Raw genomic sequence first — 13,780 nt, forward strand, 5'->3', positions numbered from 1 at the left:
CGCGGGCCGTCTCAGGATTGGGCAAGGCGCGCCACCTCAACCGATGACTCATGGGCGAGCATGTTGCCATCCCAGTTGGGGCTGAATTTCAGGTGCCCCCAGTCGTCCACCAGTTCGGCCAGCGAGAGCAGGCCGGCGACGCTGCTGTTCAGGCCCATGCGCCGTTCGAACTGGTGCGGCTCCCAGGCGTGATCCATCACCAGGGCGTCCGGCGGTACCGCGAGCATCAGTTTGGCGCGGGCGATGAAGTCCCCCACGTCGTTGAATACCCGCACCCTATCGCCCTCGTCGATCTGGCGCGCGGCGGCGGTCTTGGGGTTGAGCCAGACATAGGGCTCGCCCCGCTGCAACCGCAGTAACTGGCTGTTGCTGCGCCACTGGGAATGTATGCCCCAACGGGTATGCGGGGTGTAAAAGGCCAGGGGAAAGCTCGGCGGGCGCAGGGGGCCTATGGCGGTGGGCGTGGTCCAACCCTGTTTTTTGAATACCGGGTGATCGATGAAGAACTGCTGGCGTCCCGACAGGGTGGCGTAGGGCTTGCGCAGATAGACATTGCGCTCGAAGGAATAATAGGGCCGATTGGCATACAGGGGCGAGGAGTAACCGGCCTGCTCGTTGAGCACGATAAAGCCATGGCGGGCGGCGTCTTCCGGCGTCCAGGGACTGATGGCGGGGACATTGCGCATGATCCAGCGCACTACGTCCTCGTCCGTGCGCAGCTTGCCGCCGTCGCTGAACTCCTCCGCCAGAGCGACCAGCTCGCGCATCACCGGGGCGGCCATGTCGCCCTCCTCGGTCAGGAAATCCGGGTCGGGAATGGCCTGGATGCCGCGCCTTTTCGCCGCCTCGCCAAGCGCCTCAGCAAGCCCCAGGCAGATGCTCCACTCCGAGCGGGTCTCGCCCACCGGCTTGAGCCCCTTGGGCGGGATGGTGATGTTGCAGAATCTGTGGTAGCCCAGCTCGCCCCGGATGTCCCAGGATTCATAGTGACTCTTGGCAGGCAGCAGGTAGTCGGCCCAGAGGGCGGTGGAATCCATGCGATGGTTGATATCGACGAACAGGTCCAGCCCGCCGAGCATGGCCTCGCGGTAATGGGCCTCGCCCTTGTTGCGGCGAAACATGTTGTCGGCGAACAGCAGCAGGGCCTTGGGGCGGCCAAAGTAGGCGTTGCCCAGGGCCTTCTTCTCCGCCACCAGCCGGGCCACATCGGCCGAATCATAGCCCGCGGTCTGGCGCAGATGCTCATCGGGATAGTGGCTCTGCATAGTCTCCTGCATGTTGCCATTGAGCCATTCGCTGAAGAAGCCGGAGCCGAAGCGGGCCGGTTTCGGGCTCGATAGCGGGCCTATGCCGCCCAGGCTCCAGTTGTTTTCCGTATCCAGGCCGCCCCGGTCGCCGGAGTGCCCGGTAAGGGCGCAGGCCAGCGCGGCGGCCCAGCAGGTCATGGTGCCGGAGACGTATTTGTGCAGGGCAAAGCCTATGTTGACTATGGCCTTGTCCGCCTTGGCCAGGTCTTGCGCCATGCGCTCCAGCTGTTCGGCATGTACGCCGGTGATGGCCTGGGTGCGCTCGGGCGGATACTTGGCCGCCTCCGCCCTGACCCGCTCCAGCACCGTGGTCAGCTGTAGCGTCCGGCCATCCTTGTCACTGACCTCATAGCGCCCGCCGAGGGCCGGTTGCAACTTGCCCAGACGCAGGCTTTGGCGAAAATGACCGGGGCTGCCGGGCATGGGCCTGGCACTCTTGCTCAGCTCGTCCCAGCAATAGAACACATCCTCCTTGCCACCCTCACGCAGATCGCGGTGGCGCAGCAATTCACCGCTGTCCTCGCGCACCAGGAAGGGCAGATCGGTCTGTTCGCGGATGAAGGCCGGGTCGATCAGTTCATCACGCAACAGCAGATACAGCAGGGACATGGCCAGGTAGGCATCGGTGCCCGGCTTGATCGGCAGCCACTGGCTGGCAAATTTGCAACTGGCGTTATAGTCCGGGGTGATGCTGTAGATACGGGCACCGTTATAGCGTGCCTCGTTGAGATAGTGGGCATCCGGGATGCGCGTCACCATGGGGTTGATGCCCCACAGCAGGATACAGTCGGCCTCGAACCAGGCATCCAGCGAATGGCCCACATTGGCCAGCCCGTAGGCCAGCGAGGCCCCGGTGAACATGTCGCCAACGGCGCTGGCCGGATACAGACGCTGGGCACCCAGCAGCGAACCCAGGCGCAGCGGCCCGGCCCGCCGCCCCTGCGAGAGGATGCCGGTGCCGGTATATACCATCAGCCCGGCCGGGCCATGTGCCGTCAGGCTATCCAGCAGGCGCTCGGCGATCTCCTGCAGGGCCTGTTGCCAGGAGATCCTCTGCCATTTGCCCTCGCCCCGGTCACCGCTGCGCTTGAGCGGGTGCAGCAGGCGGTCGCCCTGGTACATCTCCTTGGAATGGACTATGCCCTTGTTGCAGCCACGCGGGTTGGCATCGGGAATCCTGGGGCTGATCGGCGGGTAGGCGGCCGACTGCTCCTCGCGGGTAACCCGGCCATGGCGGGCGAATACGCGCCAGGCGCAATTGCCCTGGCAGTTGGAGCAATGAAAGGCAAAGCCCTGGGCATCCCCCCGGCTGGCGATGAGTTCCTGCCGATAGCCATCCTCCCAATCCCGCGCCGGGTCGGTGCCCGCGGCATGGGCGCGCAAGGCCGTCAGCGGCCCGCCAAACACCAGCGCCAGACCGCAATAGCTGGAGCCCTTGATGAATTCACGACGATCCATAAACCCGCTCCCCTGAAGAATGACCCGTCCGGCAAGACCCGCCAGCCCGGTAGCTGATGATGGCTTGAACCCCCTGGGCTCAGCGTTCGATGGGGCGAGCCGGGTCTGCCGCCCACTCCGACCAGGAACCGGGATAGACCCGCACTCGGGTATAACCCAGCCGCTCTAGCGCCAGCAGCAGAAAGGTAGAACGCCCCAGGCCGCCGTTGCAGTAGGTGACTATCTCCTGCTGCGGGTCGATACCGGCCTGCTTGAGCCTGGCGCGCTGGGTCGCCTCATCGGCAAAGGTACGCAGGTCGCCGCCGAGCCGGTCCCAGGGGAAACTCAGGGCACCGGGGATATGCCCGGCGCGGCGGGCACCGCCATCCTCCTTGCCGCTGTACTCGGCAATGGAACGGGCGTCCAGGATCAGCCGTTGGGGCTGCTGCAGCTCGGCGCTGGTGAGGGCGAAGCCGACATCCGGCCGGGGGACGTAGTTGGCGCTGGCGGGGCTGGGCTGCTGCTGGGTCACCGGCCGTTGCTCGGCCACCCATGCGCGGAAACCGCCGTCGAGGATGGCCAGTCGCTCATGGCCCAGAAAACGAAGGATGTACCACAGCGCCGAGGCGGCGCGGCCATTGCCCTGATCGTAGATCACCAGCGGGCCGTCGTTGCTGATGCCCAGGGCACCGAGCTTGCTTGCCGCCAGTTGGGGGAAGATCGGCAGGCCGGTCTTGCTGTTCTCGTCCTCGTCCTCCAGGGTCTGGTAATGCAGATTCAACGCGCCGGGGATGTGGGCGCGGCGGTAGTCCTGCGGGCTTTCGGCATCGATCAGCAGCAAGGATTGCTGGCCCAGGCGCTGCGCCAGGGTCGCGCTATCGATCAGCTCCACCGCCGCAGCGGGCAGGGCGAGCAGCCAACAGAAACAGAGCAGAAACAGCCCCATGGGGTTTTTCATGGCGATCTCCTCGGCATAAATCGGAACATGCAGGCCCGGCGCAGCGGGCCGCGATGGATCTACCTGTCCTCTATGGCCGCCTGAATCAGGCGCACCACCGCCGGGCTGTCCCAGTCCAGCTCACCGGCCTTTCCGGCCAACAGGCGGCCCTGGCGGTCGAGCAGGTAGGTCACCGGCACCCCGGCGGCGCGATAGGCCTTGGCGGTACCCTCGCTGGTGTCGATCAGGACATCGAAGGGGGGCTCGCGGCCCGCCAGAAAGCCCTCCACGTCGGCCGGGCTATCCGCCACGGTAACCGCCAGTACGCTGAACGGCGCATCGGAAAAACGCCGCTGCAAGCGCTCCAGCGAGGGAAACTCCTTCCGGCAGGGCGGGCACCAGCTGGCCCAGAAGTTGAGCAAGACCACCCGCCCGGCATAGTCGGTCTTGCTACGCAACCGCTCCTTGCGGTCCGGCAGCCGAAACCCAGGCCCCTTGAGCGGCACGGGATAGGGCTTGAGGCCCGCCGCCCGAATCAGCTCCGCATCCAGCGGCGCGGCGTTCAGGGCCAGGGCCGGAGCCAGGCCCAGGCCCCAGCACAGCAGCACCAGCGCCGCCCGGCGCAGAACGCGCCCGGCCACGGTTACAGACACCCCTTGAAGAAGGTCCGCTCGGCGCTGACCTCCAGCAGATCGAGCCGCACCGACTGGATCACGCCGGCCTCGATCGCGCCGGTCAGACGCACCCGTTTGCTGAAGGCCTCGTCTATGTCCTGATAGCGAATCGCGCTGTCGTCGCCATAGCGAAAGGGATAGAAGCGGCCGTTTTCCAGCAGCAGCACCGGGTCGCTTACCTGCCGCAGGGGGCAGTCGGACACGCGCAGCTCGCCGGCGCAGGCGCGGCCGACGATCCAGCCCTCCCAGGTGGGCAGGGGCTGGGGCTGGGTCTGGGTCTTTGCCTGGGCCTGTGTCTGGGCCTGGGCCAGCAGGGGCAACAGCAACAGACCGGCCAGCAGCCGCCGGGGGGTGAATCTGCCTTGCTCAGTCATGGATCATCTCCTGCAAGCCGTCGGTTTGGCCTCACTGCACCTTCTTGATTGCCGCCTTGAAGGCGTCAAGTTCCGACTGGATCTGCATCAGCCGCCCCTTCTGGTCCTGGCTGGTGGCCCCCTCCAGCTCCAGCACATCGGCCAGGCTGGTGGCGTCCAGCATACCGTTGAGGTTACCGCCATCCACGGCGATCAGCTCGCCACCGTAATACACCGCCGGGGCCTTGGCACCGGGGCCGGCAAAGGTAACGGGCACCAGCATCACCGGGATCTTGTAGCTGTTGGACAGCTCGGCGGCCACCTGGATATTGGTATTGCAGCGCACCCCGGGCGGATCGCGCCCGACCAGGGTCAGCACCTTCACGCCGTTCAGCTCGGAGACGCCGGGGGCGGCAAATGCGGCAGATGGCAGGGCCAGACAGGCGGCCAGAAGCAGCAGCACAAGCAAAAGATTATCTATTTTTATCATTGAGTTATCCTCCAGGGTGAAAAGAAAGGGCAGGCAAGGCCCTCAGACTAACAGGGTATTGACGATGATGTAGCTGGCCACCAGCATCAAAAAGATGGCAAAGCCACGCTTCAAGGCATCCCCTGAGATTCGGTTGGCAAAGCGGGTACCGATGAAACTGCCGACTATGGCCACGGCGGTAAACACCGCCATCAGCGGGTAGTCGATGGGCACCGCCCCGGCGTAACCGGCAAAACCGGCATAGGACTTGACCGCCACTATGGCCAGCGAGGTGCCAATCGCCTGTTTCATGCTCAAGCCGGACAGCAGCACCAGTGCCGGGACGATGAGAAAGCCGCCGCCAACACCCACCAGCCCGGTGAGCACCCCCACCAGCACACCATGCACCGCCACCTTGGCCAGGCACTCGGTATCATGGCAGACGCCCTCGGTCACCACGGCGGCGGCACCCACGGACTTGTGCTGCTGCGGTGCCGATGGCCGGAGCATCTTCCAGGCGGCGGCATACATCACCAGGGCGAACAGGCTGAGCTGGATCACCACCGGGGTAATGACCCCGAGCAGCGCCCCGCCATAGGTACCGGCAATGCCGAACAGGCCGAACACCAGGGTGACCTTGGCGTTGACGTTGCCTGCCCGCCAGTGTTGCAGGGCGGTGATGGTAGCGGTGACCGCGACTATGCCCATGCTCATGGCGATGGCCGATTTGGGCTCGACATTGAGCAGATAGAGCAGGGCCGGGGTGGTGACGATGGAGCCGCCGCTGCCAAAGATGCCGAGGACGATGCCGGTAGCCAGACCGGCGATGATGGCGCTAAGGGTCATACTGCTGTCTCGATAGGTGCTGTTTTGATGGATTACTTAAGCCACAGAGAAACAGAGATCACAGAGGTTTTTCAACGAGTTAAGCTTTAATTACGTTTGCTTGAAAGGGGTTAAATTTTCAGTGATTAACGCATTGCTTTTTCTCTGTGTGCTCTGTGGCTCTGTGGCTAAATCGTTAGGTTGATTGGGCCGGATATAGCCAGGCTCACTAGCCTGCCTGCTCCATCATCCGTTCCAGCGGCTCTTCCAGCCCCTCCGCCAGGCCCTGCAGATTCTCCTCGGAGAGCCCCGCTGCCCTGAGGGCGGCCAGCAGATCGGCCGGCATGATGATCACCCCATCGGCCGGGGCCACCGGCCGCCCGGCCAGCCACAGGCTGGGATAGCCCTGACCATGGGCATCCTGGCTGGCGCTGAAATCGGTCTCAGGGGTTAGATCCAGATGCCGGGCAAGCACCTCGGCATAACCGGTATAGAGGCCGCAGCGGCCACCCGGCGGTTGCTTGGAAATGATCCGGACGGACAGGGGCATGGTTGAATTCTCCGCATGTGCCGATGGTTGAGATGGCGGCAAGGCGCGATAGCAGCGTGCCCAACGCAGGGATTGTTGGCCACGCGCTACCCTTGCCAAGGCCCCTGGGAGCTCCGAGCGCCTGCTCGGGGGGACGAGCCCCATAAGCCCTGGAGGCCGATCAATACACCGGAATGGTGCCGTAACCCTTGGCCTGATAGCCCACCAGTGAGGCGAAGGTATTGCCCACCGGGACCACGCCCGGCAGCAGGCTGCTGTTGTCTATGCCGAACAGCCCGGTGGCCACGGAGCAGGACTCCACCCGCACCCCCTGCTGCATCAGCTGATTGAGCAGGGCGACAAACTTCTCATGGGCCAGGCTGTCGTCCAGCGCCATATCCTCGGGCTGTTCCTTGAGCAGGAACTTCACCGCCGCGCCGCGAAAGGCGAGAATGATGTCCGGCTTGACCTGGGCCTGCTCCAGGTCGGTCTTGGTCTGGGCGATTACCTGAAGATACAGGGCCATCTTCTGCATCTGGCCGGGGATATTGATATCGAACACCACCTTGCCCTCGCGCACCCCGCTCAGGGCATGGCTGTTATCGGCAGCCAGGCTGGTGGCCGACAGAGCAGACAGGAAAAGGGCGCAAAGGACCAGGTATATAAGGGGGGCAAAAGGCTTCATGGATGACTCCTCGATGGTAGTGAAATAATGCCGGGGCGCGGCCGATTCCGGGCTTCAGGCCCATGGCCCTGCCCGTGTTAGAATCCCCTGAACAACTGATAATCAACTATTCAAGATAATGATTGAATAATAGACAGAGGGCTTTCCCCGTGTCAACAGATAATTTCAAACGCGACCTATTTGAGCAGTTTGCCCGTCTCGGCAAGGCCATGGGCAATGGCCACCGGCTGGAGATCCTGGAATTTCTCGCCCAGTGCGAATACAACGTCGAGAGCCTGTCACGGCTGAGCGGACTGAGCGTGGCCAACACCTCTCAGCACCTGCAGCAACTGCGTCAGGCCGGTCTGGTGAAGGGGCGCAAGGAGGGGCTGCATGTGTTCTATCAACTCGCCGATCCCGAGGTGGTGGAGCTGATGACGGTGCTGCGGCGGGTGGCCGAGCGCAACCTGGCGGAGGTGGACCGGCTGGTGAGCAGCTATCTGCGGGTGAAGGATGACCTGGAGCCGATCCCCGCCGAGGAATTGCTGCAACGGGCGCGGGATGGCCTGGTAACGGTGCTGGACGTGCGCCCACCGGAGGAATACGCCGCCGGCCACGTACCTGGGGCGATCAACATCTCCCTGGCCGAGCTGGAGCAGCTACCGCCGGACACCGAACGGGAGATCGTCGCCTATTGCCGCGGTCCCTACTGTGTACTGGCCTACGCCGCCGTGGAGCGGCTGCGGCAAAGAGGCCTTAAGGCCCGGCGCCTGGCCGATGGCTATCCGGAATGGAAGGATGCCGGTCTTCCGGTAGAACAGAAGACTGAGGACTGAGGACGCAAGGCAACAATCGCCCCCAAAGAGGTGCGGCAACGAAAGGCCTGAGCCGTTAGATTTTCAGGTTACAATCCCTGGCGATGACACTGGGGTCCGTGCCGCTCCGGCCGGATTGAGATGGAACAAGCCTGATGACACAGCGCCATGGCAACAACGGCTGATATCAGCAAGATCGAGGTGAGCACCGGGACTCGACAATTAAAGAAAGGAAGAACAATGACAGACAATGAACTACGTGAACTGATCACTAGCCTGGCAGTGGCCCAGGCCAAGACCGACACCCAACTGGCCAAGACCGACGCAAAGCTGAATAAGCTGGCTGAGATGTATGGCGGCGTGGGCAATAATCAAGGCAAGGTGGCTGAGGAGTTCTACTTTAACTCACTCAAACATAATCCTGTCTTGAACGGCATCAGATTTGATTTTATTGAGAAGAATGTAACCCGCAGCAAAAGGGGGATTGAGGAGGAATATGATCTCCTGTTGGTGAATGGAGAAGATGTCTATATCATCGAGGTGAAATACCGCCTTCACCCCAAAGATATCGAGCGTATGCTTGGGCGTAAACTCTCCAATTTCAAAATACTTTTTCCTGAATATCGGGACTACAGAATCCATCTGGCACTTGCCACCTTTACCCTGGATGACGATGTCAAGCAAATGGCATTGGACCAAGGCATTACCTTGCTGCAAAGACGAGGTGAGGTTATTGAGACCCTGGCGGCCTAAGCCCCTCTCTGGAAGGAAGAACAATGACAGACAATGAACTACGTGAACTGATCACTAGCCTGGCAGTGGCCCAGGCCAAGACCGATGCCCAACTGGCCAAGACCGACACCCAACTGGCCAAGACCGACGCAAAGCTGAATAAGCTGGCTGAGATGTATGGCGGCGTGGGCAATAATCAAGGCAAGGTAGCTGAGGAGTTCTACTTTAACTCACTCAAACATAATCCTGTCTTGAACGGCATCAGATTTGATTTTATTGAGAAGAATGTAACCCGCAGCAAAAGGGGGATTGAGGAGGAATATGATCTCCTGTTGGTGAATGGAGAAGATGTCTATATCATCGAGGTGAAATACCGCCTTCACCCCAAAGATATCGAGCGTATGCTTGGGCGTAAACTCTCCAATTTCAAAATACTTTTTCCTGAATATCGGGACTACAGAATCCATCTGGCACTTGCCACCTTTACCCTGGATGACGATGTCAAGCAAATGGCATTGGACCAAGGCATTACCTTGCTGCAAAGACGAGGTGAGGTTATTGAGACCCTGTCGGCCTAAGCCCCTCTCCCTCTCTGTGATGCGTCAAATCCACCCGCACAACCCCTTTTTCTCTCTGTGTTGAGCGAACCCGGTGTCACTTAAAGCCGTTTGCTGAGCGCAGCGCCGTCCCGAGCGCTTCCCTGGGCCTGCCGAGGGGCGCCGTGGGCCATGCCCTTTGCCCCTGATGGCCATCAAAGGTAAGGGGTTGCCGATTTTCAGGTTACAATCCCTGGCAATGATACTGGGGTCCGTGCCGCTCTGGCCGGATTGAGATGGAACAAGCCTGATGACACAGCGCCATGGCAACAACGGCTGATATCAGCAAGATCGAGGTGAGCACCGGGATCTACTGGGTTGAGATCCCGCAGGCCGACCTGCGCCTGCTGTGTGGCTGTCCGGAGGACTCGGTCAAGCACCTGATGCGGCGTGGGCTGATCTCGCCGCGCAGCACGGATGGGGTGGAGTACGAATCCGGCCCCAACGCCATACTGCTGTCCGATACCATGTTGCAGAACGGGGCCTTTGCCAATCAGGCCGAGTTTCCGGTGCTGCAGATGCTCTACCGCCAGGGCATGCTGATCCCCGGCCACCCCAACAACACCGGTCGCAAGCCCTTGCTGATTGGCTCACCGCAGCAGGTTTCGGCGCAACTGGCCTACATCCATCGTGGCAACTACGGTCTGCTCTCGGAGGCGGAGATCCGCGCCACCGGCATGGATGCCGTGCAGGCGCGCGAGCTGTTCCGCATGAAGCTGGCCTTCTCCTTCGGCAAGCTAGAGGCCAGCGAAGAGTTGCTCGACGCCCTGATCCTGGAGCACAACGACTGGCATGAAATCCGTGCCGGGGTGGAGATACGCCGCCTGCAACTGAGTCGTTTCGAGATCCGCTATCGGGACCAGAGCCTGGAGGTGGACCTCAACCTGAAACGCTTCCAGCGCTACTGGTCGCCCTATCCGTTGGGTTTTCACGAGATCAAGCGGGCCTATTTTTCCGTGATTCACTCAGGCCAGGGTGATGGCTGGGACGTGAACCGCCCGAGCATGAGCAGCGTGCTCTGCTTTCAGGGCCGCATCTATCTCATCGACACCGGCCCCAATGTGGTCTATAGCCTGATGGCCCTGGGCATAGGGGTGAACGAGATCGAGGGCATCTTTCACACCCATTGTCACGACGATCACTTCTCCGGCCTGACCACCCTGATGCGCGCCGATCACCGCATCAAGCACTTCGCCACGCCCCTGGTGCGGGCCACCCTGTTCAAGAAACTGGCGGCGCTGATGGGTAGCGAGCAGGAGGACTTCAGCGCCTATTTCGAACCCCATGACCTGATCTTTGACCAGTGGCTGGACATCGACGGCCTGGAGGTGAAGGCGGTGCTCTCGCCCCATCCGGTGGAGACCAGCATCCTCTTCTTCCGCACCTTCTGGGATGGCGACTACCGCACCTATGCCCATCTGGCCGACATCGCCGGGCTGGATGTGATGCAGCGCATGATCAACGATGACCCGAGCAGGCCGGGCATCAGCCAGGCCCTGTTCGACAAGACCAAGGCGGCCTATCTGGAGCCGGTACAGCTGAAGAAGATCGATGCCGGAGGCGGCCATATCCACGGCAAGGCGACGGATTTCAGCCAGGACCGCAGCGAGCGCCTGATCCTGGCCCACAACTATGCCCCGCTGACCCAGGAAGAAAAGGTCATCGGCTCCAGCGCCCCCTTCGGCATCGTTGATGTGCTGGTGCCAGACTACACCGACAGCCAGCGCCACCTGGCCGAGGGCCATCTGAGCCATCTGTTTCCCGAGCTTGCCGCGAGCCAGTTCAAGAAGTTGCTGAACAATCCTATAGTCACCTTCAAGCCCGGCAGCCTGATCCTGCGCGCCGGGGTGCTGTCCAACGCCATCTACCTGCTCACCACCGGCAACGTGGAGGTGATTCGGAGCGATGCGGAGCGGATCATCATCCTCTCCACCGGGGGCATGATCGGCGAATACTCGGGCCTCTACGACAAGCCCTCGGCGGAGACCTACCGCTCTATCAGCTATGTCCACGCCCTGGCCCTGCCGGCGGACTCCTACCTGGAGTTCGTGCGCTCCAACGACCTCTACGCGGAGATCCTGCGCCTGCACGACAATCGCTGCTTCCTCAAGACCACCTGGCTGTTTGGCGAGTCCATTGGCCCACGCCTGGAGAACCTGCTGGCGCGCAATCTGCGTGACAGCCAACTGGCCCGCGACCCCCAGACCGGGCTGCTTACCCTCCCCCCCGAGCGGCTCTATCTGATCCAGCAGGGGCGCATCAGCAAACTGCTCAACGGCAGGCCGATCAAACAGCTGGAGGCGGGGGATTTCTTCGGTGAGGAGTTCATTCTGCAGCAGAATGGGCGGGGCTTCAGCTACCGCGCCGAGGGCGAGGTGCGCCTCAAACAGCTACCGGCCAGGCTGCTCAGCCAGGCCCCGGTGGTGATGTGGAAGCTGCTGGAGAGCCACCGCGAGACCCTTGCCAGCTGCCTGCATTGAGCTTATTCGGGGCTTAGGGAGCCACTTCCCAGCAAACTTCATCCTTCACCGGAATATAGGTTCAAACATCCGCCAGGTTACCCTTTTGCTGCAGCCAGGCCTTGCGGTCGGCGGCGCGTTTCTTGGCCAGCAGCATGTCCATCAACTGATGGGTGGCCTGGTCCTCCTCGATGGTCAGCTGTACCAGGCGGCGGGTGTCGGGGTGCATGGTGGTCTCACGCAGCTGCATGGGGTTCATCTCGCCCAGCCCCTTGAAGCGTTGCACACTGACCTTGCCGCGCAGCTTTTCTGCCTGAATCCGGTCCAACACCCCCTGCCGCTCGGACTCGTCCAGGGCGTAGAACACCTGCTTGCCGACGTCGATGCGAAACAGCGGCGGCATGGCAACAAACACATGGCCGTGGCACACCAGGGCGGGGAAGTGGCGCAGGAAAAGGGCGCACAGCAGGGTGGCGATATGCGCCCCGTCGGAGTCGGCATCGGCCAGGATGCAGACCTTGTTGTAGCGCAGGCCGGTAAGATCGCTGCTGCCTGGGTCCACGCCCATGGCCACGGATATGTCGTGTACCTCCTGAGAGGCCAGCACCTCGGCCGGGTCCACCTCCCAGGTGTTGAGGATCTTGCCGCGCAACGGCATCACCGCCTGAAATATCCGGTCCCGCGCCTGCTTGGCCGAGCCCCCGGCGGAGTCGCCCTCCACCAGAAACAGCTCACCGCGCTCCGGCTCGTCGGAGCTGCAATCGGCCAGCTTGCCCGGTAGCTTGGGCCCCTGGGTGACCCGCTTGCGCGCCACCTTGCGCCCGGCCCGCAGGCGGCTCTGGGCGGCGCCTATGGCCAGCTCGGCGATCTGCTCGCCCACCTCTGTATGCTGATTGAGCCACAGACTGAAGCCGTCCTTGACCACCCCGGAGACAAAGGCGGCGCACTCACGAGAAGACAGGCGCTCCTTGGTCTGACCGGCAAACTGGGGGTCGAGCAGCTTCACCGAGAGGATGTAGCTGATATTGTTCCAGACATCTTCCGGGGCCAGCCTGACCCCGCGCGGGAGCAGATTGCGGAACTCGCAGAACTCACGCACCGCCTCGGTGACGCCGCTGCGCAGGCCATTGACGTGGGTGCCGCCCTGCACCGTGGGAATCAGGTTGACGTAGCTCTCGGTGACCGCCTCACCGCCCTCGGGCAGCCAGACCAAGGCCCAGTCGGCGGCCTCACGTTCGCTCTCCACGGCCCCGACGAAGGGCTCGTCCGGCAAGGTCGCCAGCCCCTTGAGGGCATCCAGCAGGTAATCCTTCAGGCCTTGCTGGTAGCACCAGGCAAAGGTCTCGTCGCTGTGTTCGTCATAAAACTGCACCCGCAGGCCTGGGCAGAGCACGGCCTTGGCGCGCAGTACGTGCAGCAACTGGCGCACGGAGAATTTGGCCGAGTCGAAAAAGCCGGGATCGGGCCAGAAGTGCAGACGGGTGCCGGTGTTGCCGCGGCCGACCTTGGCCACCTCCTCCAGCTCCACCACCTTGGCCCCATCGGCAAAGGCCATGCGGTACTCGATGCCGGCGCGCTTGACCCAGACCTCCAGGCGCCTGGACAGGGCATTGACCACGGACACCCCGACCCCGTGCAGGCCACCGGCAAAGCGGTAGCTGTCGCTGGAGAACTTGCCGCCGGCGTGCAGCCGGGTGAGGATCAGCTCCACCCCGGCCACGCCGTGCTCGGGATGCAGGTCCACCGGCATACCGCGGCCATCGTCGCTGACCATCAGCGAGCCATCCCTGAACAGCTTTACCTCGATCTGCCGGGCAAAGCCCATGATCGCCTCATCCACGCTGTTGTCGATCACCTCCTGGGCCAGATGATTGGGGCGGCTGGTATCTGTGTACATGCCCGGCCGCTTGCGTACCGGGTCCAGGCCACTGAGGACCTCAATGGCGGATGCGTCGTATTCCTTGCTCATGGGAGGGTTTCAGT

The 13,780-nt window shown here is 62.5% G+C and carries 13 protein-coding genes; 4 read left to right on the forward strand and 9 right to left on the reverse strand.

The window, feature by feature from the left end; genetic code table 11:
- Positions 1–11 precede the first annotated feature (11 nt).
- The 8 genes from D5125_02000 to D5125_02035 form a co-directional block, all read right to left on the reverse strand.
- Positions 12–2,765 (reverse strand): molybdopterin-dependent oxidoreductase, encoded by a 2,754-nt coding sequence (locus tag D5125_02000; protein ID QFY88348.1) that lies wholly within the window; start codon positions 2,763–2,765, stop codon positions 12–14.
- Between the two features lie 79 nt (positions 2,766–2,844).
- A complete protein-coding gene (locus D5125_02005) occupies positions 2,845–3,702 on the reverse strand; it encodes a sulfurtransferase (protein QFY88349.1) in 858 nt (285 codons plus the stop codon).
- A gap of 59 nt (positions 3,703–3,761) precedes the next feature.
- A complete protein-coding gene (locus D5125_02010) occupies positions 3,762–4,322 on the reverse strand; it encodes a TlpA family protein disulfide reductase (protein QFY88350.1) in 561 nt (186 codons plus the stop codon).
- A gap of 2 nt (positions 4,323–4,324) precedes the next feature.
- On the reverse strand, positions 4,325–4,729 hold the full coding sequence (locus tag D5125_02015; protein QFY88351.1) for a hypothetical protein: 405 nt from the start codon (positions 4,727–4,729) through the stop codon (positions 4,325–4,327).
- A gap of 31 nt (positions 4,730–4,760) precedes the next feature.
- Positions 4,761–5,198 (reverse strand): hypothetical protein, encoded by a 438-nt coding sequence (locus D5125_02020; protein ID QFY88352.1) that lies wholly within the window; start codon positions 5,196–5,198, stop codon positions 4,761–4,763.
- A 42-nt stretch (positions 5,199–5,240) separates the two neighbouring features.
- Positions 5,241–6,023, reverse strand: a complete 783-nt coding sequence (locus D5125_02025; GenBank protein ID QFY88353.1) for a sulfite exporter TauE/SafE family protein — start codon at positions 6,021–6,023, stop codon at positions 5,241–5,243.
- Between the two features lie 208 nt (positions 6,024–6,231).
- Entirely contained in the window at positions 6,232–6,552 is a 321-nt protein-coding gene (locus D5125_02030; protein ID QFY88354.1) for a hypothetical protein, read from the reverse strand.
- Between the two features lie 160 nt (positions 6,553–6,712).
- Complete coding sequence (locus tag D5125_02035) at positions 6,713–7,216, reverse strand: DsrE family protein (GenBank protein QFY88355.1); 504 nt, start codon at positions 7,214–7,216, stop codon at positions 6,713–6,715.
- 149 nt (positions 7,217–7,365) lie between these two features.
- Here D5125_02035 and D5125_02040 point away from each other — a divergent pair, with 149 nt between their 5' ends.
- The 4 genes from D5125_02040 (at position 7,366) to D5125_02055 (ending at position 11,818) form a co-directional block, all read left to right on the forward strand.
- Positions 7,366–8,031, forward strand: coding sequence for a metalloregulator ArsR/SmtB family transcription factor (locus tag D5125_02040; protein ID QFY88356.1), 666 nt, complete (start codon positions 7,366–7,368; stop codon positions 8,029–8,031).
- Positions 8,032–8,250: 219 nt separating this feature from the next.
- Entirely contained in the window at positions 8,251–8,763 is a 513-nt protein-coding gene (locus tag D5125_02045) for a hypothetical protein (protein ID QFY88357.1), read from the forward strand.
- 23 nt (positions 8,764–8,786) lie between these two features.
- Positions 8,787–9,320: a hypothetical protein gene (locus D5125_02050; protein QFY88358.1), complete on the forward strand. Its 534-nt coding sequence runs from the start codon at positions 8,787–8,789 to the stop codon at positions 9,318–9,320.
- Between the two features lie 281 nt (positions 9,321–9,601).
- A complete protein-coding gene (locus D5125_02055; GenBank protein ID QFY88359.1) occupies positions 9,602–11,818 on the forward strand; it encodes a cyclic nucleotide-binding domain-containing protein in 2,217 nt (738 codons plus the stop codon).
- Positions 11,819–11,879: 61 nt separating this feature from the next.
- Here D5125_02055 and parE read toward each other — a convergent pair whose 3' ends face one another.
- Positions 11,880–13,766, reverse strand: a complete 1,887-nt coding sequence (gene parE, locus D5125_02060; GenBank protein ID QFY88360.1) for a DNA topoisomerase IV subunit B — start codon at positions 13,764–13,766, stop codon at positions 11,880–11,882.
- Between the last annotated feature and the right edge of the window lie 14 nt (positions 13,767–13,780).

This window comes from gamma proteobacterium SS-5, assembly GCA_009497875.2.
Lineage (GTDB): Bacteria > Pseudomonadota > Gammaproteobacteria > Chromatiales > Chromatiaceae > Magnetovirga > Magnetovirga frankeli.